19 protein-coding genes (1 of these 19 cut by a window edge) are annotated in these 21,152 nt (G+C 39.3%); all 19 read left to right on the top strand.

The window, feature by feature from the left end; translation table 11 throughout:
• Positions 1-187: the final stretch of a holo-ACP synthase gene (gene acpS, locus FGL72_RS07315; protein ID WP_004901356.1), read on the top strand. Its footprint begins 221 nt before the window's first position; the window shows 187 of its 408 coding nt (coding positions 222-408); its start codon lies off the left edge, out of view; the stop codon is at positions 185-187.
• 2 nt (positions 188-189) lie between these two features.
• Positions 190-1,320: an alanine racemase gene (alr, locus tag FGL72_RS07310; protein ID WP_040176552.1), complete on the top strand. Its 1,131-nt coding sequence runs from the start codon at positions 190-192 to the stop codon at positions 1,318-1,320.
• A gap of 41 nt (positions 1,321-1,361) precedes the next feature.
• Complete coding sequence (locus FGL72_RS07305) at positions 1,362-1,727, top strand: type II toxin-antitoxin system PemK/MazF family toxin (protein ID WP_004901352.1); 366 nt, start codon at positions 1,362-1,364, stop codon at positions 1,725-1,727.
• Between the two features lie 28 nt (positions 1,728-1,755).
• Entirely contained in the window at positions 1,756-2,766 is a 1,011-nt protein-coding gene (locus tag FGL72_RS07300; protein WP_085699770.1) for an acyltransferase family protein, read from the top strand.
• Positions 2,767-3,065: 299 nt separating this feature from the next.
• Entirely contained in the window at positions 3,066-5,750 is a 2,685-nt protein-coding gene (locus FGL72_RS07295; RefSeq protein WP_085699772.1) for a valine--tRNA ligase, read from the top strand.
• A gap of 92 nt (positions 5,751-5,842) precedes the next feature.
• Positions 5,843-6,520, top strand: coding sequence for a hypothetical protein (locus tag FGL72_RS07290; protein WP_146992880.1), 678 nt, complete (start codon positions 5,843-5,845; stop codon positions 6,518-6,520).
• Positions 6,521-6,619: 99 nt separating this feature from the next.
• Positions 6,620-7,594 (top strand): beta-ketoacyl-ACP synthase III, encoded by a 975-nt coding sequence (locus tag FGL72_RS07285; RefSeq protein ID WP_085699776.1) that lies wholly within the window; start codon positions 6,620-6,622, stop codon positions 7,592-7,594.
• A gap of 306 nt (positions 7,595-7,900) precedes the next feature.
• The gene (locus tag FGL72_RS07280) at positions 7,901-9,061 is read left to right on the top strand and encodes a LysM peptidoglycan-binding domain-containing protein (protein WP_004907537.1); all 1,161 of its coding nucleotides are present in this window, start codon (positions 7,901-7,903) and stop codon (positions 9,059-9,061) included.
• A gap of 16 nt (positions 9,062-9,077) precedes the next feature.
• Positions 9,078-9,428 carry an NlpC/P60 family protein gene (locus FGL72_RS07275; protein ID WP_004901335.1) on the top strand — a complete coding sequence of 117 codons (351 nt, stop codon included), beginning with the start codon at positions 9,078-9,080 and terminating at the stop codon, positions 9,426-9,428.
• Positions 9,429-9,638: 210 nt separating this feature from the next.
• Positions 9,639-10,625 carry a LysM peptidoglycan-binding domain-containing protein gene (locus FGL72_RS07270; RefSeq protein ID WP_146992878.1) on the top strand — a complete coding sequence of 329 codons (987 nt, stop codon included), beginning with the start codon at positions 9,639-9,641 and terminating at the stop codon, positions 10,623-10,625.
• A 73-nt stretch (positions 10,626-10,698) separates the two neighbouring features.
• On the top strand, positions 10,699-11,952 hold the full coding sequence (locus tag FGL72_RS07265; RefSeq protein ID WP_040189820.1) for an aminoacyltransferase: 1,254 nt from the start codon (positions 10,699-10,701) through the stop codon (positions 11,950-11,952).
• 85 nt (positions 11,953-12,037) lie between these two features.
• Positions 12,038-13,219 (top strand): LCP family glycopolymer transferase, encoded by a 1,182-nt coding sequence (locus tag FGL72_RS07260; RefSeq protein ID WP_146992876.1) that lies wholly within the window; start codon positions 12,038-12,040, stop codon positions 13,217-13,219.
• A 121-nt stretch (positions 13,220-13,340) separates the two neighbouring features.
• Positions 13,341-14,336, top strand: a complete 996-nt coding sequence (locus tag FGL72_RS07255; protein WP_004901329.1) for a phosphatase PAP2 family protein — start codon at positions 13,341-13,343, stop codon at positions 14,334-14,336.
• Between the two features lie 264 nt (positions 14,337-14,600).
• Positions 14,601-15,521 (top strand): Ppx/GppA phosphatase family protein, encoded by a 921-nt coding sequence (locus tag FGL72_RS07250; protein WP_004901326.1) that lies wholly within the window; start codon positions 14,601-14,603, stop codon positions 15,519-15,521.
• On the top strand, positions 15,514-16,728 hold the full coding sequence (locus FGL72_RS07245) for a hydroxymethylglutaryl-CoA reductase, degradative (protein WP_133286269.1): 1,215 nt from the start codon (positions 15,514-15,516) through the stop codon (positions 16,726-16,728). The genes FGL72_RS07250 and FGL72_RS07245 overlap by 8 nt, the downstream gene beginning before the upstream one ends.
• Positions 16,725-17,669 (top strand): hypothetical protein, encoded by a 945-nt coding sequence (locus FGL72_RS07240; protein WP_004907525.1) that lies wholly within the window; start codon positions 16,725-16,727, stop codon positions 17,667-17,669. Before FGL72_RS07245 ends, FGL72_RS07240 begins: the two co-directional genes overlap by 4 nt.
• Positions 17,669-18,385 (top strand): NAD-dependent protein deacylase, encoded by a 717-nt coding sequence (locus FGL72_RS07235; RefSeq protein WP_004901318.1) that lies wholly within the window; start codon positions 17,669-17,671, stop codon positions 18,383-18,385. Before FGL72_RS07240 ends, FGL72_RS07235 begins: the two co-directional genes overlap by 1 nt.
• A 72-nt stretch (positions 18,386-18,457) precedes the next feature.
• Positions 18,458-19,363, top strand: coding sequence for a cation diffusion facilitator family transporter (locus FGL72_RS07230; RefSeq protein WP_004904378.1), 906 nt, complete (start codon positions 18,458-18,460; stop codon positions 19,361-19,363).
• A 365-nt stretch (positions 19,364-19,728) separates the two neighbouring features.
• Complete coding sequence (locus FGL72_RS07225; protein ID WP_085699784.1) at positions 19,729-21,126, top strand: Nramp family divalent metal transporter; 1,398 nt, start codon at positions 19,729-19,731, stop codon at positions 21,124-21,126.
• Positions 21,127-21,152: the final 26 nt, after the last annotated feature.

Here is a 21,152-nt window from a genome sequence, read left to right as displayed (position 1 = left end):
GCATGATATTGAAATTTTAAATGAACCTAATGGCCGACCGATTATGCAGGTCAAAAATTTTCGTTATAAAACATATGTTGCGATTACACATAGTGGTGATTTCGTGAATACTGTTGTTATTATTGAGCGATTAACAATTCTAGAACGTCTGAGTTTGAAGTTTTTTCCAAAACGTGGAGTTTTATAGTTATGACAGAACAAAAAGATACTTTATTGACACGGCCATCTTGGATAGAAATTGATTTAGGGGCCATTCAAGAAAACGCTCAGAGTATTATGGCACATGCTGGGGCGAAACGTTTAATTGCTGTGGTGAAAGCAGACGGTTATGGGCATGGGGCTACACCAGTGGCTAATGCTCTCTATGAGATAGGTGTGCGAGATTTTGCTGTTGCAACTATTGGTGAGGGGATTAAACTGCGCCAAGAATTAGCATATCAAAATTATCGTATTGTATTGTTAGGGGTTCAAGATATTGCCCATGTAGACGTTATGGTCAAATATCGGCTTTCCCCTGCAATTGAGTCAATTGATTGGTTGTCAGTCGCATTACAAGCAATACCAGAAGGTGCTACCTTAGATGTTGAATTGGCTGTTGATACAGGTATGGGGCGTATGGGTGCTCATTCCAAAGAGGCTGTTGATTCAGTATATCGTTATATCAAGAATAATGACAAACTAGAGCTTGGCGGTGTTTTTACACATTTTGCCACAGCGGATGATAGTAATATTGGTTACTATAAACAGCAAGCACAACGATTTAACGATTGGGTAACTGCTGCCGGTATTCCACGTCAATATTGGCATTTGGCGAATTCAGGTTCTGCGTTGTGGCATACCCAGGAAATTGATACACGTACTATCCGCGTTGGTTCGGTACTTTATGGTTACAATCCGGGCGCGCCATTGTTGACTTTGCCAATTCCGCTCAAACACGTTTTTGCTTTAAAATCACGTATTGGGGCAGTACATCAATTAATAACAGGTGAATCGGTTAGTTATGGGGCAACCTATACGGCACAAAAACCACAGTGGGTTGCAACTTTACCTATTGGCTATGCAGATGGTTACTTACGACGTATGGCTGGGATGCGCGTGTTAATTAATGGGAAAGTAACATATGTCATTGGCCGCATTACCATGGATCAAATTGTGATTGCCTTAGATCAAGCCTATCCTATTGGTACAGAGGTGACATTAATAGGTCGTGATGGCGATAATGAGATTACTGTTGAAGAATTTGCTGATTATGCAAATACGATTCCTCATGAAATTTTGACATCTTTTGGTCCGAGATTACCTAGAATATATAAAAAATAGTTTAAGCGCTGTGGCGCGTACATAATTAAGTGAGACATTTTATGAAAGAAGAATATCAAGTTGTGACACGTGGCGATGTTTTCTATGCCGATTTGAAACAAGGCATTGGTTCAGAACAATCAGGTGTAAGGCCAGTTCTGATTATTCAAAACGATGTTGGTAATGCAAACTCACCAACAACAATTGTTGCTGCTATTACCTCTCAAATTTCTAAACCAAAGCTACCAACGCATGTATTGTTGCCAGCTCATATGGGCGGCATTAAGCGCGATTCAGTGATTCTAACAGAGCAAGTTAGAACTATTGACAAGCGCCGGTTGCGTGACAAAATAGCGCATATTAGCGCTAATTCACAAGAGATGCAGCAGGTTGCTCAGGCACTTCGTATCAGTGTTGGTTTGAAATAATTCAAATGATTATCGTGGAGAATAAATTGTGAAACGCATTGCGTGGTTAGATTTAGCAAAAGGGATCACTATTTTTTTTGTCGTACTTGTTCATGTCCTTGAAGGCATCTATAAGACAGGACAGTATCGCCAGTTCAATTTTTTTGCAGAAGCAACAATGGGTATATTGTTTACATTTGTAATGCCAGTTTTCTTTGCATTATCAGGGTTTGTATACAAACCAGTGAGTGGGTGTAAAGAACTCTTAGCTGGTTTAAAGAAAAAAATAATAAGTTTAGGCGTACCCTATATCATTTTTTCAGTGATTTACGTCATGTTACAGCATCTGGGTACAGATGTACACCATCTCAATTCATGGCAAGATTTGGCCCACATTGGTGTTTTACCGATTGGTTATCTGTGGTATTTATATGTGCTTTTTTTTGTTTTTGTTTTGGTTGGTCTGTTGTCTATATTAAATATATCACCTATTTTACAATTAACCATTTATCTGTTATTACTTGTTCTAAGTCTCAGTCAAATCATTCATTTACCATATATACTACAAGGCGTATGTATGTGGACAAGTAGTTTTTACATTGGATATCTGTTAAAAAAGAAACCATTGATGTTACATGATCGATTGCTATTTATTATGAGCGTGGCTTTATTTGCTTTGGGCTGCATTGTTCAAGCAAATTTTGGTGGTTCAACTTGGTTTGTTACTGATATGATGACGCCAACTGACGTTTTGGCGAAGTTGAGTAGCATACCGTTATTTTTATATCTGTTTTCACATATTAAATTGGGTTCTGTTGGCAATCATTTCACCGATTGTGGCCGGTATTCTTTGATTATTTATTTAGTCCATGCGCCTGCTGCTTCTGTCATCAGGATAGCACTACAGAAGTTAGGTCTGGAATCTTATGTTTTATTGGTTTTTCTGACACTAATCAGTGCTTGGTGTATTAGTTTACTGGTGGTACGTCTAGTACAAAATATACCTTGGCTATCTTTGGTTTTTAATCCATATCAATACCCCCATAGGAAGCAAAAATAATGTATATTTCATGAGTTCACGCTATATGAACTCATGTTAACTTGACGGACACTAGAAATTCTAGTAAGATTAGGATTATCTTAGAGGATTAAGCAAATACATGTGTAGAGAGCTGATGGTGCTGTAAATCAGTCATGTTAATGCCCAAGGTTGCTAAGTGTTTAAAATTTGATAATTGTTAGAGTGGTTGGCGCTGTAAATAGCGACAGCAAATAAGGTGGTACCACGGTGAAAATCGTCCTAATTGTGTTTTAGGACGATTTTTTAATTGGTGCACTAAATGAGGAGAAATTAAGTTAATGCGTGATATTGATATGTCAACAAAATATGAACCAACGTCAGTTGAATCAGGGCGTTATGATACTTGGCAAGCAAAAAAATTATTTGCCCCTGAATCGAACCAGGCCATTCAAGGAAACGAGCCAGCTCCTTATGCCATTGTGATTCCACCACCAAACGTAACGGGAAAGCTACATCTGGGTCATGCTTGGGATACAACATTACAGGACATGATTATTCGACAGAAAAAAATGCAAGGAATGGATGTTTTGTGGTTACCAGGCATGGATCATGCAGGTATTGCAACACAGGCTAAAGTTGAACAACGTTTGCGTGCTGAAGGAGTATCACGCTACGATTTGGGCCGCGAAAAGTTTGTCGAACAAGTTTGGGATTGGAAAAATGAATATGCTGCAACGATTAAACAACAATGGGGTAAAATGGGTTTGTCGTTAGACTTTGACCGTGAGCGTTTTACGTTAGATGAGGGTCTGAATAAAGCAGTTAATAAGGTTTTTATTGATTTATACAACAAAGGCTTAATTTATCGTGGTGAATATATTATTAACTGGGATCCACAGGCACGAACAGCATTATCTGATATTGAGGTTATCTATCAAGATGATGAAGGCGCCTTCTATCACGTAAAGTATCCATTTACAGATGGGACAACGTTTGATGGGCAAGATTATATTGAAATTGCGACAACACGACCAGAAACGATGTTTGGTGACGTTGCTGTCGCGGTACATCCTAGTGATGAACGTTATAAAGATCTCATTGGTAAGACTGTGATGGTCCCATTGGTTGGACGTGAAATTCCTATTATCGCCGATGAATATGTTGAAAAAGATTTTGGTACTGGGATGGTCAAGATTACGCCAGCACACGATCCAAATGATTTCCAAGTAGGTAACCGTCATAACTTAGAACGTATTAACACCATGACGGACGATGGACATCTTAATGCCTTGGCTGGTAAGTATAATGGGATGGAACGCTTTGAAGCCCGTAAAGCTATTGTGGCTGATTTAGAAGCTGGCGATTATATGTTAAAAGTCGACCCAATTGTACATTCAGTTGGGCATTCTGAAAGAACTGGTGTTCCAGTAGAATCAAGACTATCAACGCAATGGTTTGTTAAAATGGCCCCACTGGCTGAACAAGCGTTAGCCATGCAACAAAAGCCAGATGAAAAAGTTGAATTTGTACCCGCACGATTTGAAGACACATTTACACGTTGGATGGAAAATATTCGCGACTGGGTAATTTCTCGTCAGTTATGGTGGGGTCATCAGATTCCAGCTTGGTATAAAAATAAAGGGACGGATCAAGAGGAAATCTTTGTGGGGACACAAGCCCCTGACGGTGATGGCTGGGAACGTGACCCTGATGTTTTAGATACGTGGTTTAGTTCAGCATTGTGGCCATTTTCAACCATGGGCTGGCCGGAAAACACAACCGGTGATTTCGCAAAATATTACCCAACTAACACATTAGTGACAGGGTATGATATTATTTTCTTCTGGGTTGCACGTATGATGTTTCAGGGGAAAGAATTTACGGGACAAAGACCATTTAAAAATGTGCTCATTCATGGTTTGATTCGTGATGGCGAGGGACGTAAAATGTCTAAATCATTGGGTAATGGCGTTGACCCAATGGATGTCATTGAAAAATATGGTGCCGATGCCTTGCGTTGGTTCTTAGCTACGGGATCGACACCTGGACAAGATGTCCGCTTTACTTATGACAAAATGGATGCAGCGTGGAATTTCATTAACAAAATTTGGAATGCGTCGCGGTATGTCATTATGAACCTAGATGATCATACACCTTCAACATTACCAGATTTAACGCAATTAACATTGGCTGATAAGTGGATTTTGTCGCGCTTAAATACAACAATCGACAATGTGACGCGAAACTTTGATAAATTTGAGTTTGGTGAAGCAGGTCGTGAATTATATAATTTCATTTGGTCAGATTTTGCTGATTGGTATATCGAAATGACCAAAGAAACGTTAAACGGTGATGGCGATAAAACGCCAGTGCAACAAACATTGGCCTATGTTTTGGATCAAACATTGCGTTTATTACAGCCTATTATGCCGTTTGTGACGGAAGCTATTTGGCAAGAGATGCCAGACCAAGCCGGTAAAGATGTTGACTTTTCAATTACACGTTATCCTGTCGTCAATGCAGCACTTCACGATGAACAAGCTGAATCAGCGTTTAAATCACTGCAGGATTTGATTGTCGCGGTTCGCAATATTCGTTCAGAAGCGAATGCCCCAATGTCAACAGAAATTGATTTACTGATTAAAACGACAGATGATAATTTAATTCAAATATTTAATGAAAATACAGATTATATTAATCGTTTTGTCCATCCAAAGTCACTAAGTATTGCTGCCGACATTGAAGTACCAGATTTGGCTATGTCGCAGGTGATTACAGGAGCAGAAATTTATGTTCCTTTGGCAGAATTAATTGATATCACAGTTGAAATCGAGCGGTTATCAGGAGAAGTCAAAAAGTTTACTGGTGAAGTTAAGCGTGCATCAGGTAAGTTGAATAACGAAAAATTCGTCAATTCAGCACCCGAGGCGGTTGTAACTGCTGAAAAACAAAAGTTAGCAGATTGGCAAGAAAAGTTGCGGGCGACGCAAGAACGTTTAGCAGCACTTGAAGCAGTGCAATGAGGTATAAGGAATCAGTTCGAATCACGAGCTGATTCTTTTCCTGTTTATAGCTTTTTATCGAGACGAGCAATAAAACGATAGAGGGAAAAAACATGTCATCATTTTATAAATTAAACACAAATCACCCAAGTAATTATGTCTTATCAAATGTAGCAGATATGGCTGTTGAAACGGTATGGGAGATACAATCCGTTGCACATAAGCAACACAAAGGTTTAATAGCGCAAGTTTCTGATAATATTAGCAAAGGATTTTTAGAAGATAGAGGATTTGAGACACTATATCATACTTATTTCTCTAAATTAAATGTCCGTGATTACAAAGGAAATCCAGTTATTTCTATTTTAGACTTGGAAGGTGATTTAAAGCATGAAGTGCTATTATTATTGCGTGATCATTATGAACGTATCAATCGCGTTAATCCTGCCTCTGCTAATATTGATTATCGCCAGTTAACTTATAACCAAGCGTCTTTTGATTTTGAGCATAGTATTGTGAGGTTATCACGACAACATGTTGTTGCTGCAATTCTTATTTTTCAAGCACAAGAAGATTATCGTCTGGGATGGACTTTTGGTGATGATGTCCCAACTATAATCGATTTGTGGCATGACTTATTAGGTATTTTACCGGTAGGTAGTGTTTTATATGCTGATTTTAGAGATACTGATTATTTGGGCATGAGCGTTTATCATGCTTTCAATTGGCATCGATTCGATCAACCCCAAACAACTTTATTGTGGCGTGATAATGCGAACAACTTGCGTTAAGCATAAAATCAGATACAATAATATAAGTATAAATAATTTTAATCAGTGCACAAAATGAGCACCTATCGCAACACTGATAGACATTAAAGGGGAAAAAACATGCCCGGAAGTAAAATATTAGCCAGCGCTCATTATGTACCAAGTGATATTGTCACAAATGATGATTTAGCCAAAATAATGGATACCAGCGATGCGTGGATTCAATCTCATACCGGGATTAAAACGCGACACATGTCGTTGAAGGGGGAAAATACGAGTGACTTGGCAACTAAAGCAGCACAGCTAGCTTTGGACAAAGCCGATTTGGCCGCTGAAGATATTGATTTAATTATTGTGACAACATTTACGCCTGATGGCTTAGCACCATCAACTGCTGCATTGGTACAGCGTAATTTAAACGCCAATAAAGCATGGGCGTACGATATTATGACGGCTTGCTCAGGATTCATCTTTGGATTGAGTACGGCTGACAAATTTCTACGTTCTGGTGTTTACCAACATGCATTAGTCATTTCGGCTGAAGTGAATTCAAAAATGATGGATTTTACTGACCGGACGAGCACAGTTTTTTTTGGAGATGGTGCCGGTGCGGTTGTATTAACAGCTGATATGCAAGGGAATGGCTTCTTAGCTGGTGAAGATATGCATACAATTGGAAATGCTGATGTTGTGCACTCAGGCCGTATTCCACCGTTGCAGGAATTGTCAGCTGAAAATTACCCAAAGACTGATGCTTTCGTCCAGATGGGTCGAGATGTGTTTAATGAGGTGACAACTCTTATTCCACAACACATAAGGGATTTTCTGGCATCAAAATCTCTGAAGCCAAGTGATATCGACTATTTCATTCCACACCAAGCTAATCTGCGTTTAATTGAATACATTGCAAAAGACTTAGATGAACCGTTATCAAAATTTTCAACAAACATTATTAGAAAGGGCAATACATCATCAGCAGGCATTGCTATTGGTTTTGATGAATTGAATCAGTCAGTCAATTTAACTGGGAAACGTGTCTTATTGACTGGTTTTGGCGCTGGATTTACTTACGGTAGTATTTTGATGCAATTCTAAAGAAAGTGTTAAGAGCTTTAATAAATCAATAGTGTAAAAAAAGAAATGGCGAACGGGTCTGGTGAGACGGTTTGTCATTTTTTTTAACGCATTGAAAAGGGTCAAGGCAGTTTAAAACCCTTGATATAACAGCGTTTTTTGTCCATGTCACATATTTGTAATAATGTTATATAATTGATAAATTAGCAAAATGTTGACGTTATACAAGACAGCTATACTAGATAATGTTCTTAAGATTTATATAACAACTGAACAAAAAGTTAAACAATATTAAGAGAAACTAAACTATTCGGAGCCTATAACATAATGAGTAATAATATCAAGAAAACATTATTAGCAACTGCTGCTGGTGTTGCAGCATTTGTTGGCGGTCATGCCGCTGCGTCAGCTGATACAGTATCAGTTAAATCAGGCGATACATTAACAGGTATTGCTTCAGAAAACAATACGACTGTTGATGATTTGGCTAAGGCCAACAACATCAATGACAAGAATCTTATCATTGCTGGACAACAACTAACTGTGGCTGCACCAGCTGCCAAGTCTGTTTCAGCTGATGGGGCAACATACACGGTTCAAGCAGGGGATAGTTTATCAAAGATTGCTGAACAGACAGGTGTTAATATCGCAACTTTAGCATCATTAAATAATTTAGCAAGTAACAATGTGGTGGTTGTTGGTCAACAATTGTCATTAAAGGCTGCACCGGTGGCAACAGCACCTACTGTAACAGCTAGTGAACAAGCACAACAGGCAGCACCAGCAGCACCTAAGTTATCGTATATTGCGGCAGCTGATACTAACAAAGATGGCTTTATGTCATTAGAAGAATACAATACATATAAGGCGAATGGTGGCGACACTACTGTGACTGCGTCAACACCAGCAGCACAGCCCGCACAAGCTTCAGTACCTGAAAATGTGCAATATATTGCGGCAGCTGATACCAACAAAGATGGTTTCATGAGCGCAGCAGAATATGCAGCCTATGAAGCAAACGGTGGTTCAGCAGCACAACAACAAGCACCAGCAGCACCAAGCACGGCGACAGCTCAAGTGACCCAAGTCGCAACAACACAAACAGTTGCAACAACGCAGCAGGCAGCGCCAGCTGCATCATCTGATGTTGAAACATTAGTTAACGCAATGAATGCCCGACGTGCAGCATTAGGCTTAGCTCCTGTTCGTTTGGATGCTGGATTATCAGCGCGTGCCCAGGGTCGTGCCCAAGACGCGGCAGCCAATGGTGGTATTCCTACAAACCATTTCTCAACAAATGGTGAAGTGGTTGCTGATGGCTTCTCTACAGGATCTGTTATTGATGCTTGGTATAATGAAACAAATATGATGACGCCAAATGGCCAGCCAGGACATCGTATGTGGGTAGCTAACTCACGTGCTTCTGCTGTTGGTTTTGGTATTGTTGGCGGTGTGATTGTCGGCGAATCTGATGCCGGACAATTCTAATTATTGATAAAGATCTATGACAAGTAATTGGCTAGATGTTGCATTAACGCAGTTGGGGAAGACGTATCCTTCCTCAGGTGCGTTTGTTGCGTTTGTCATGAATGAGTCGAGTATTCGTGCTGATGGTCAGACTGGTGAATGGTCCACAGCATTACTTGATTTAGTTTATGATGTTTATGAATTAAATTCGGTTGAGAATACTCGGCCTGGTGATTTATTGTTTTGGGGTATTCCAGAGCAACCTTATAGTGTCGCGATTTATGTTGGCGGTGGTCATTTTGTGTCGGTAGATGAAAATAGTAAGCGAGTTAAAATGCAGACATTGAATCAAAATTGGTATCCGTCATTTACAGGAACAGTTCTTTAATGACATGAATTTGTTGGTGTTTTGACACTGTTTTGTCACAAAGATAACCAAAAAGACTTTTTAGTTACCTGATTGTGTTTTTGATAACGAAGTGCAAAAAAGATAAAACATCCATGTTATGCTAGTTTGGTACACTTATAAATGTCGAGAAGACCTCAAACAACATTAAGCATTGCTTAACTGAATGAACTTTAAGGAGTTATCCCTGTTATGAAATCATCTACTATTATTAAATCTGCTGTCGCCGCCGGTGCGTTTGCCGCAGCTGGCGTTGCAACTGCATCTGCTAACTCAGTTACTGTTAAGTCTGGTGACACACTTAATCAAATTGCCCGTGCCAATGGCACAACAGTTGATGCTTTGGTTAAAGCCAACGGCATTAACAACCCCAATTTGATTTTTGTGGGTCAACAACTTCAAACAGAAGGTACAGCTTCTGCTGCGCAAGCTAAACCAGCGCAAGCACCTGCTACAACAACTAACGGTGCTTATACTGTTAAAGCTGGTGATACATTGTATCGTATCGCGGCTGCAAATGGTACTTCTGTGGCAACACTTGTAGCAGCTAACAATATTCAAAATCTTAACTTTATCAGTGTTGGTCAAGTGTTGAACTTGTCTGGTGATGCAGCACCAGTAGCAGCAGCACCTGCTGCTAAGCAAGTGACACAACCTGAAGTAGCGCCAGCAACTGTTGCGCCAACTCAGACGGTAGCACCTGCACAACAAACAACTACTGTTACAACACAAGCAGCAGAAACAACTACGGCAACGACACAAGTAACACCCGTAGCTCAGACAACTACGCCTGCAGTGCAACCAGCACAAACTGCAACACCAGCAACACCAAATTCTGCTATCCAAACATTATTGAACACTTTGAATGCAAAGCGTTCAGCATTGGGATTGGGCCCAGTTAGCTTAGATGCTGGTTTGTCAGCTCGTGCAGCGGCTCGTGCAGCTAATGCAGTTGCAAATGGCGGTTTGCCAGTAAATCATTTCCGCACGAATGGTGAAGTAGTCGCTATTGGTTGGGGCTATGGAGATGTTGTTAATGCTTGGTACAATGAAACAAACATGGTAACAAATGGCACACCTGGTCACCGCATGTGGGTTGCCAATCCTAGAGCAACTTCAGTTGGTTTTGGTATTGTTGGTGATACAATTGTTGCTGAATCAGACGCCGGTCAATATTAATTATAAAATTTCATTAAAACGTCCGCAGGGCGTTTTTTTATTTTATATAATAGATGTTAGAGGATAATTTTTTATGCCGTATCGTTTTGTTGAATTACTACCAAAAGAATTTGAAAAATTTGAGCAACAGCATGCTTTGGGTACTTATACACAATCAATTGCACAGTATCATGTTTTATCGGCACGTGGGCGGCACCCTTATTTAATTGGTGTTAAACATGATGAGCGGGTGGTTGCTGCCGCACTCGTTTTAACCGAAACAACTCGCTTCGGTTCTGTTTTTTTATTTGATCGCGGGCCATTAATTGATTTTAATGATCGGGCACTTTGTCATTTCTTTGTGACTAAATCGCGACAATTTGCTAAGCAACGAGGCGCACTATACATAGAATGGACACCTAATGTCACTTATTTAGTCACAAACAACAAAGGCGATATGCAACAAAGTGTTAATGACTCATTCATGACAACTATGAGTGGTCTTGGTTTTCAGCATGAGCCCTTTACTTTTGGCATGTCAACGACTGGGTCACCAAGTTGGGAATATGTTAAAAATATAAGTGATTTATCCGATGAAAAGTCCATTTTGAAGTCCTATAGTAAAAATGTACAATATTATTTAAAAAAGAATAAACAATTTGGCATTCAATTACGTGAATTATCACGAACTGATTTGCCAAGTTTTAAAGCGTTGACTGCAAGTACAGCAGAGCGATTACACTATCATGATAAAGATTTAGCTTTTTATGAATCGATTTATGATATTTACGGTGATGATGCTATTTTTGTATTTGCTGAATTGAATTTTGAGACTTATATTGCTTCTGAGAGAGACAAAGTCTCTGCATTAGAACAGAAATTAGCTAAAATTAATGAAAAAATAAGCAAATATCCGAACCAAGACAAATTCAAACGACAGTATCATGAATTTGAAGATCAAAAACAGCACCACAGCCAACGCATACAAAAGGCAACGAAGCAATTCTCTGATGCTGGGCAAGCAACGGTTGTCGTTGCTGGTGCGCTGTTTATCAAACAGCCACAGGAGATGACATATTTGTATTCTGGTACATATGAGGCCTACAAAGATTATTATGGTCCTTATCAGATTCAAGATATGATGATTCGCCGCGCGGTTGCACTTGGTATTCCAAGGTATAACTTCTATGGTATTTCTGGCCGTTTTGATGGCTCAGATGGTGTGTTAGGCTTTAAAACAGCTTTTGAAGGCCATGCGAGACAGTTAGTCGGACGTTTTATTTTACCAGTTAGACCCTTGAAGTATAAAGCTTATCGTGCTTTAAAGAAGATAACGGGGCGTGCATAAGCACTAATTGCTTTTATCATTAGCACCCAGTGGCCGACAATATTTCGTTTAATGGTATAATAATTGTTATCGAGCGAGGATAACCATGGATAACCAAAATTTGAGTCGTACAGAACGACGTGAACAACAAGTAAAACAAAATCATCATGGTGGTGATGGCAGGCCACCTAAAAAGCCAAGGCGTCGTCGCAGAATTTGGCGCTGGCTGTTGGCGCTGGTTTTGTTGTTAGCTGTTATAGGCGGAGTAGTTTTTGCGACCGTTCTTAATAATGTGCATCAATCAATTAATAAAATGCAACGCAGTGCCGATATCACTAAAGCCAGGCAAGTGTCTCAAGTTATTAAAGATGGCAAGCCATTTTCTATGCTCGTTTTAGGAACGGATACTGGGGCCTTGAAACGTGATCGCACTGGTCTCACAGATTCAATGATGCTGATTACTGTCAACCCAAAAACAAAAACCACAACAATGATGTCCATTCCACGTGATATCATGATGTCGATTTCTGGTGCTGAAAATACATTCCCCCAGAAGTTGAATGCAGCTTTTCCCATTGCTGGCGTAGGAGCTTCAATGTTGACATTGCAAAACTATTTAAATGTGCCAATTGATTTTTATGTTTTGGTAAACATGGGTGGTTTGGAAAAACTAATTGATCAAGTTGGTGGTGTAAAAGTGGCCTCACCCTTGACGTTTACCTACACACCAGAAGCAGATACAACCCCGGCAACTTATAAGTTTTTTAAAGACCAAGAAAAGTTTGAATATGCTAAAGATGGCAAAAACTTCAAAACTTATACAACGATGAATGGTGACGCCGCTCTGTCATTTTCTCGTATGCGCTATGATGACCCACAAGGTGATTATGGTCGACAACTCAGACAGCGTTTAGTCTTAAAAGCGCTATTGAAAAAGTCAGCAAGTATATCGACATTAATGAATGCTAAATTTATGGCATCAATCTCAACGAATGTTGAAACAGATATGACCTATGCTGATATTATGAACCTCGCTAAAAAATATATGCCCGCAACTAAGAATCAAGTATCTGATCACATGCAAGGCGTTGGAGATATGTATGGCGGGGTGAGTTATCAAATGGTACCAGAATCAGAAAAGCAGCGCGTTACCAATAAGCTCAGGCAATCGTTAGATTTGTCAGCTAAAAAGACTGGTACGCAATTTGGCAGTAATGTACCACAAGCCTCGCTAGGAGTTGCTGAAAATAATTTAAGTGTGATTAATGAAATATTAGATCCACAATGAAAATAATGTAAAAAGTCGACTGAAAGCAGTCGACTTTTTACATTATCTAGATATAATCCTGACGTAATAGCTATACTTCCGGTTTAAAATGAAAGTATAGAAAAGGAAATGGAGTAAAAAGATGCAATTAGCAGGGGATAATAGCGTTCGACCATCATATTTAAACTCAGGTAATGGTTTAAATCACAGTAGTTTTCGAACCACAAGTGGGGAGAAAAAAGTTGTTTTAACTTTACTTGGACTAGGCATATTGTCATTATTGATAGCCACCTTTTTCGATAAGAATGTGACACAAGCAGTCATGAATCAAAATTCTATTTTTGGTAATATTTTTCAGAATTACGCCGACCAAGGTGCACAAGTTGTGACATTTGTCTGTGCTGAAGTGATTGCTTGGTACATTTGGCGTCGAGTTGCCGATGACGTGATTCGTTTTATTATGACAGGTGGGATGTTAATATTTGCTTTCAATCAGGCGCTGTCATTGCTACAAGATGCTTTAAGTTATACCTTTTCAATGCTGAATAATATCGCTAAAGGTGTGCCTATGGGGATTGCTAACAACACAGCGGCTGTTAAAAATTATCCTGAAGCTTTGCGTTGGTCGTTAGCGTTGGTTATCACGATTTTGCTCTCAGCGCTATTTGCTCGGTGGTTAAGTCAAAAAACGGATGAAGATATGGCGTACTTAATTGTTGTTGCAATTGTTGGTATTGCAACAGTATTTATTGCCCAGACAATGATTGGTGAAATGAAAACAATTTGGGGACGTTTTCGACCATATGAAATGACAACAGTTTCGGGACAAGCATTTAGTGAATTTACGCCTTGGTACCATATTAATGGTATTAATGGTCATAATTCATTTCCTTCAGGACACACCATGTCAGGCTGGTTATTCTTATACTTAGCATTGTTTGTACCACGTCAAAATGTTTCTCTTCAAAAAAAGATGACAATTTTTGGCCTCGCAATGGGTATCTTGACTGCCATGAGTCGTGTACGCATTGGTGCACATTGGTTGGGCGATGTAACGGTTTCGGCAATTTTGGTTGGATTATTAGTTTTTGCAGCTAGTCGATTAATCGGTGCACACTTTGTCGAATCTCAGTCCTAATAGCCGTGCATTAATGCTTTACTGAGAAAAAGCGATGCAGCAGGGAAATGAACCTTGGTATTAATAAATTAAAATAATAACATTTCGATGTTCTTGTGGTGCTGGGGTCAGATTGACGTTAGTATCTTGAGGCATTGAAAAAAACTGGCAGACATCTGACTGCCAGTTTTTTATATATTATTATTTATCCAGGAGTAAAACTCATACTGTTATAAGCACTTTTTTGTTATACTTAAAGATAATACTAGAATTTAGGATGTCTACATGAGCTACTTAGCAATTGTCGATCTTGGGAGTAACTCGGCGCGCATGGTCGTCGAGCGGCTAAACAATGATGGCACTTATACCGAAATAATCCGTGAAAAAGAAGATACCCGCATTGCTCAAAATATGGGCCCAGAGCGCGTGCTAAAAGAGGTGCCAATCGCACGCACCATTGCTGCACTGAAATACTTTCAAAGCCAGTACAGTGACTTTGAGCCAACTGTACGTGCGATTACCACAGCTGCAGTTCGTGTTGCCAGGAATCAGACACAATTTTTGACGCGTGTTAAAAATGAAACCGGTATCGATTTTGAAGTGTTAACAGGTGATGAAGAAGCGTATTATGATTATTTAGGTGTTATCACAACGTTAGCGATTGATAATGGTATTATTCTTGACACAGGAGGGGCATCGGTTGAGTTAATTGCCGTAATTGATGGTCAGAACCAATCAGCAATCAGCTTACCTTTTGGCGCCGTGACATTGTCCGAAACGTTCAATTTGGCAAACGAGGTCAGTCAACGTGATATTGCTGCTGCGTGCAAAGATATTTTGTCGCAATATGAAGTCTTGCCTTGGCTGAATGCACATCGGGGTCTGCCAGTCATACTATTGGGGGGTGCCAATCGTTCTCTGGCCCGTATGGGCCGAACAATCCTTGGGAAAGATATTATTAATCAAATTCACGGCTTCGAAATGTCTGTTGAAATGGTTGAACATATTTTTCAAAATCTGAGGTATATGTCAAGACAAGAACGTGAGCATATTGCAGGATTAGAAATATCACGTGCCGATATTATTATTAGCGGTTTGTTGCCTTTACTTAATCTTATGCAGTTGATAGATGCACCAAGAGTAATATTTTCAGAGAGCGGTGTACGTGAAGGGTTAATCGCGGAGATGATGAAAAATAATGACTAAAAAATATTATGAATTGACGCCAGATGAACGTTTGGCGTCTTTACATTTAGACCAAAGGGCAACTACATTGTGGCATGACAATCAAAGTGAGACTAATGCACAACTCATTGAAAATTATGTGAGTGATATGCGCATACCAATAGGAATATTGAAAGACATTGTCGTTGATGATAAACATTATGCAGTGCCTATGGCTACGGAAGAACCTAGTGTTATTGCCGCAGCAAATCATGGTGCTAAATTGCTGAATAATCTTGGTGGCTTACATGTAAAGTCTCCTCGGCAAACGGCAATGATTGGGCAACTATTGTTCTATCAGACTGCAGATGATGCTATAGCGCAGTTTGTGAGTGCCAATCAGCAGGCCTTTTTTGAATGTGCCAAGCATGCTAAGCCAAGTATTTATCGCAGAAACGGTGGGTTACTTTCTGTTAACGCTAGACGTGTATCGCCAACACAAGTTAGTGTCGACTTTTTAATTGATACAAAAGATGCAATGGGGGCTAATATTGTTAACACGATATTAGAGGCAGAACGTGCTGTATTTTCATCGTTTCAAGCCAACTTTTTGGGCGCTATTTTATCAAATTATGCAACTGAACAAGTTGTGACAGTCAGTGCTGAAGTTACCGTACAACAAATTGGTGGGCAGCATATCGCTGAAAAAATTGTTGCCTTAAATGATTTTGCAAAACATGATATTTATCGTGCGACAACTGAAAATAAAGGTATTTTTAATGGGATCAGCGCTGTCGCTTTAGCAACTGGTAATGACTGGCGAGCAGTTGAGGCTGCAGGACATGCCTATGCTAGCAGGACGGGGTGCTATCAAGCGTTAACAACATGGCATATTGTTGACAATTTATTACTCGGCGAAATATCCATGCCCATCACTGTTGGTACAGTTGGTGGAACGATTACGGCATTACCTCAAGCAAAACAAGCGTTAGAAGTGATGGCTATTCAAACGGCTAATCAATTGCGTGGCATTATGCTCGCTGTTGGCTTGGCGCAAAATCTAGCTGCTTTAAAAGCCATAGTAGACGGTGGTATTCAGCGCGGCCATATGCGCATGCAATACCGCGCTTTGGCGCTACAGGTCGGCGCAACTGTCGAAGAACTTCCTAATCTTGTATTCAAACTAAGCCAAGAACAGCAAGTTGATGCCAGAGTAGCACAAGAATTATTAACGGAGATGAGAAAATGAATCCACAAATAAAATCACTTTTAGAAGCGGTGAATAATATTTATCCGGGAACTGTACTAACACGTGTTGCTGGCAATCAGACAGGGGAGCTGCATATTGACCGCGTTTCACAAGAAGTATTCGAAGATCGACTACTAATTGAATTGGCCGAAGCAACCGAGTCTGATTTCTTGATAGGTAACGAATTACTCAAGATGTTATTAACTTTGAATGGTATTGTACCACAAATATTTTTTGGACTAACATTTAAAGATGATACGTTAGATGAACAAATGATTCAAATTGCCACGCGCATGCATCGTACTGTCATGCATGCAATAACATACCGTGAGTTAGAAGCAAAGGGTATTTTGACGCCGAAAACTGTTGATGCTTACTTGGCAGGTGTCAAAGCTGAACTAACACCAGAAAATGGTGAGGTGGATGATGAAAGCTTATGGCGTTTATTGACATTAGCAGATGCTTTAGTATTCGCAAGTGTCAGTGGAGCTGATTTTAAGAGCTTATCAGGCTTGTACCCATTGGCCTATACTGCGGCTGAAAAGCTAGTTACCCCAATTTTATCAGCGGATTTAAAACAGCCACGTCATGTGCGTCGACAGATGGTTGCTATGTTTGCTGGCGTTGATGATATTATGAGTCAATGGGGACGACCAACAATCAATGCAAAAGAGTATGTGACATTGACGAGTGTTTTGTCAGAGCGGCAGCTTAACTTGCCAGTTAGCCAAGTATTTACTATTTATCATTCTGAAATGATAGATTATCAAACGCACCAAACAGCTTATGTCGGACTTAGTAAAGTGGATAAGCAAAATAGTTTTGTTATTTCTAAGCCAGATAATCAAGAATCGTCTGAATTCTTTAAATCACTTTATCGTATGCGTGTCAGCGATTTATTTAAGAAATTAGCGTTACCTTATATTTTCAGGGGGGAATAATGCAAGAAGATAAGATGTTAACAGCAGATATCCAACAACAATTTGATCAAGCTAAACACATTCTTTTCATGACCGGTGCTGGTATTTCGACGGCATCAGGTATTCCGGATTATCGTTCAAAAAATGGTATTTATCAAGGGGTGAGATTGCGCCCAGAATATTTATTGTCAGCAACAGCTTTCCAAAATGAACCATTAAAGCAATATCAATTTATGATTGATAATATGTATTTTCCAGCGGCTGAGCCTAATGTGATTCATGAAAAAATGGCTGAATTAACGCGACAAAATCGTGCTAAAATTATTACTCAAAATGTCGATGATTTGCATGTTAAAGCCAAATCACAAGCAGCCAATTTGATTCGCTTTCATGGCTCACTATACGATATTTATGCACCAAAAGATGGTCAAAAAGCAAATTTGTCAGCGTATATGAAAAGTCCTAAGCGTGCAGATGGGGCAATGCTAAGACCTAGAATTACATTTTATGAAGAAATGCCTTTTGAAGTGGAAAAGTCTGCTGCGTGGGTCCAAGCAGCGGACTTGATTGTCATTGTTGGCACCAGTTTTCAAGTCTACCCATTTGCAGGGTTGCTTAATTATGCTAAGCCCGACGTACCAGTCATTGCAATCAATCTTGAACATATTCAGACAACATTCCCAGTGACGCAAATATTAGGGGATGCAACAACTTTTTTTGAAGCGCTTAAAGTATGAAGTTATGCTTTTTGTTATTTATTGTATGAATTTATTTTCATGTGTGCTATAGTGGTTCATGGAGGTATAGTGATGGAACAAGTGAAAATGAGACAAACGCCTTACGTGATTGGCATCACATTGAATTTAATTTTCGTGCTGACGGAGTTAGTGTTTGCTAAATTAGCCCATTCAACCGCACTGTTTGCTGATGCATTTCATAATTTAAGTGATGTCTTAGCTTTAGTCATTGCTTGGCTTGCAGTTGTTGCTTTTGGTTTAAAGGCTACGCGAAAACATACATATGGGTGGCATAATGTCTCGATTTTAGCCAGTGTATTTAATTCAATTTTATTGTTGTTTGCAGTTGTCACGATTTTTTATGAAGGTATTCGCGATTTAATTGTTGTGCCAACAATACATACCAACGGTATCATGATTACGATTGTTGCTGCTGTGGGTATTGGGATTAATTTTTTTACGGCAATGTTGTTTAGAGCCAGTGGCGCACCAGATGAACATGGACACCACCATGGCCAGGATTTGAATGCTAAGACTGCTTATATACATTTGTTATCTGATGCAGGCGTTTCAGTTGGTGTTATTCTGGCTGGTATTTTAATTCAGTTGACAGGCATTCATATGATTGATGCGATTGTATCGATGATTATAGGTGTAATTATATTAGTCACTTCGTGGCCTGTGATGACATCAACATTTACTATGGCTATTAATGGGGTACCAAAAACGATTAATGAAACAGCCATCTTAAGTTATCTTAAACAGTATCCTGGTGTTGAAAAGTTACACGACTTACATATTTGGCCATTGTCAACAACAGAGACGGCTTTAACCGTTCATCTTTCTGTTTCTCCAGATGTTGATACGCAGGTTTTGTTAGAAGATATGTCACAGACATTACGTCAAAAGTATGAAATTCACCATGTCACCATTCAAATAGAGCGTCACGCAATGAATCAGCCATGTAATTTGATTTAAAATGTTACGTAATTGTAACTTTCTCATGAAAAGGCTTACAAAGCTATATAATAATAAGGTGCTTTTATCATTATAGTCAGAAAATGTAATAAATAATGGCAAGAAAACATTATTTATGATTTTTTTAGTTGACGAATTTTTAAAAGCGTGTATCATTTATTATGTATTAGGGCATTAATAGCCGAGTTAGATACCTTTCATAAGCTTTCAACACTGTTGAATGAAATCCTTTATGAAAATTATTTAGCACTGTTAATACGTGTTTAGCTCACCGTTAAGTAGCTTAAAAAGTGAATACTAAATGCGTATTTTGGTCAAAATTCGTATATTTTTTGTCCTGAGGAGAAATCTTAAGGAGAGTTAGAATGCAAGATTCTAAAAGCGTTAAGCCAAAGCATCATTTTGTGGAGAAGGCAGATGATCAACTGAGCTTGAGTGACGTAAACGGCTCAATTGAAGCACCTAAAGATGGGTCTTTTTGGCGTAAATTATTAGCCTTTTCAGGACCAGGTGCCTTAGTTGCCGTTGGGTATATGGATCCAGGTAACTGGGTAACTTCAGTTGGTGGTGGTGCACAGTATCATTATGTTTTGTTGTCGATTGTTTTGATTTCGTCATTGATAGCAATGATGCTACAGTATATGGCTGGCAAGTTGGGTATTGTAAGGCAAGAAGATTTGGCGCAAGCAACGCGTGCACGTACTAGTAAGACTGGTGGCTTTACACTTTGGATTATTACTGAATTCGCCTTGATGGCAACTGATATCGCTGAGGTTGTTGGTGGAGCCATTGCCTTGCACTTATTGTTTGGCTGGTCAATGATTGCTTCAGTTTTGACAACTGCATTTGATGTTGTACTGTTGTTGTTATTGATGAAGTTTGGTTTTCGGAAGATTGAAGCAATTGTCATGACTTTAATTATCACAATTTTAGTAATATTTGCTTATTTAGTGGCATTGTCAAAGCCTGATATTGTTGCCTTGTTTGGTGGCTATTTGCCACAATTACAGGCTGTTTCAGGTCATGGTCCAAAGGGTGTTGATTCACCATTATTGATGTCACTAGGTATCATTGGGGCAACCGTTATGCCGCATAATCTTTATTTGCACTCATCAATCGCACAAACACGTAAGGTTGATCGTAAAAATCCAGAAGAATTGAAAGAAGCTGTTAAATTGATGACTTGGGATTCAAACATACAATTATCATTGGCATTTGTTATTAATTCTTTGCTATTAATTTTGGGAGCGGCATTATTTTTCGGTCATGGTGACCAGGTTGGCACATTTGGATCGATGTACAATGCTCTTGGTAATAAAGAGATTGCTGGTGCGGTCGCTTCGCCAGTGTTATCAACATTATTTGCCGTCGCCTTGCTTGCTTCAGGTCAAAATTCGACGATTACGGGTACCTTGACGGGTGAAATCATTATGGAAGGCTTCATTCACATGCGTATTCCAATGTGGTTGCGCCGTGTTATTACACGTGGATTGGCTTTGATACCAGTTATTGCTTTCACTTTAATTTACGGAGGTGCAGAAGGTAAATTAGATCAATTACTTGTTTATTCTCAAGTATTTTTGTCAATTGCTTTGCCATTCGCTATGGCACCGCTAATTTACTTTACATCATCTAAAAAAATTATGGGTGAGTATGTTAATCCACGTTGGATGACAATTCTTGGATGGATTACGTTTATTGTTTTAACGGGATTGAATATCCAAATTATTGTTAATTTGGCACAACAAATGATGGGTGCTTAAGAGTAACTAACGATTAAGGAGAGATA

This window comes from Leuconostoc citreum, from assembly GCF_007954785.1.
In the GTDB taxonomy this organism is placed as follows: domain Bacteria; phylum Bacillota; class Bacilli; order Lactobacillales; family Lactobacillaceae; genus Leuconostoc; species Leuconostoc citreum.
The sequence above is the reverse complement of the archived record's forward strand: the minus strand, read 5'-3'. Positions and strand labels throughout refer to the sequence as shown.

Excerpts from the sequence above, each read along its gene's own strand:
- FGL72_RS07225 (WP_085699784.1), top strand. The coding sequence starts at position 19,729 with ATGCAAGATTCTAAAAGCGTTAAGCCAAAGCATCATTTTGTGGAGAAG.
- FGL72_RS07280 (WP_004907537.1), top strand. The coding sequence starts at position 7,901 with ATGAGTAATAATATCAAGAAAACATTATTAGCAACTGCTGCTGGTGTT.
- FGL72_RS07270 (WP_146992878.1), top strand. The coding sequence starts at position 9,639 with ATGAAATCATCTACTATTATTAAATCTGCTGTCGCCGCCGGTGCGTTT.
- FGL72_RS07275 (WP_004901335.1), top strand. The coding sequence starts at position 9,078 with ATGACAAGTAATTGGCTAGATGTTGCATTAACGCAGTTGGGGAAGACG.
- alr (WP_040176552.1), top strand. The coding sequence starts at position 190 with ATGACAGAACAAAAAGATACTTTATTGACACGGCCATCTTGGATAGAA.
- FGL72_RS07265 (WP_040189820.1), top strand. The coding sequence starts at position 10,699 with ATGCCGTATCGTTTTGTTGAATTACTACCAAAAGAATTTGAAAAATTT.
- FGL72_RS07260 (WP_146992876.1), top strand. The coding sequence starts at position 12,038 with ATGGATAACCAAAATTTGAGTCGTACAGAACGACGTGAACAACAAGTA.
- FGL72_RS07290 (WP_146992880.1), top strand. The coding sequence starts at position 5,843 with ATGTCATCATTTTATAAATTAAACACAAATCACCCAAGTAATTATGTC.
- FGL72_RS07295 (WP_085699772.1), top strand. The coding sequence starts at position 3,066 with ATGCGTGATATTGATATGTCAACAAAATATGAACCAACGTCAGTTGAA.
- FGL72_RS07230 (WP_004904378.1), top strand. The coding sequence starts at position 18,458 with ATGGAACAAGTGAAAATGAGACAAACGCCTTACGTGATTGGCATCACA.
- FGL72_RS07240 (WP_004907525.1), top strand. The coding sequence starts at position 16,725 with ATGAATCCACAAATAAAATCACTTTTAGAAGCGGTGAATAATATTTAT.
- FGL72_RS07245 (WP_133286269.1), top strand. The coding sequence starts at position 15,514 with ATGACTAAAAAATATTATGAATTGACGCCAGATGAACGTTTGGCGTCT.
- FGL72_RS07255 (WP_004901329.1), top strand. The coding sequence starts at position 13,341 with ATGCAATTAGCAGGGGATAATAGCGTTCGACCATCATATTTAAACTCA.
- FGL72_RS07305 (WP_004901352.1), top strand. The coding sequence starts at position 1,362 with ATGAAAGAAGAATATCAAGTTGTGACACGTGGCGATGTTTTCTATGCC.
- FGL72_RS07235 (WP_004901318.1), top strand. The coding sequence starts at position 17,669 with ATGCAAGAAGATAAGATGTTAACAGCAGATATCCAACAACAATTTGAT.
- FGL72_RS07250 (WP_004901326.1), top strand. The coding sequence starts at position 14,601 with ATGAGCTACTTAGCAATTGTCGATCTTGGGAGTAACTCGGCGCGCATG.
- FGL72_RS07285 (WP_085699776.1), top strand. The coding sequence starts at position 6,620 with ATGCCCGGAAGTAAAATATTAGCCAGCGCTCATTATGTACCAAGTGAT.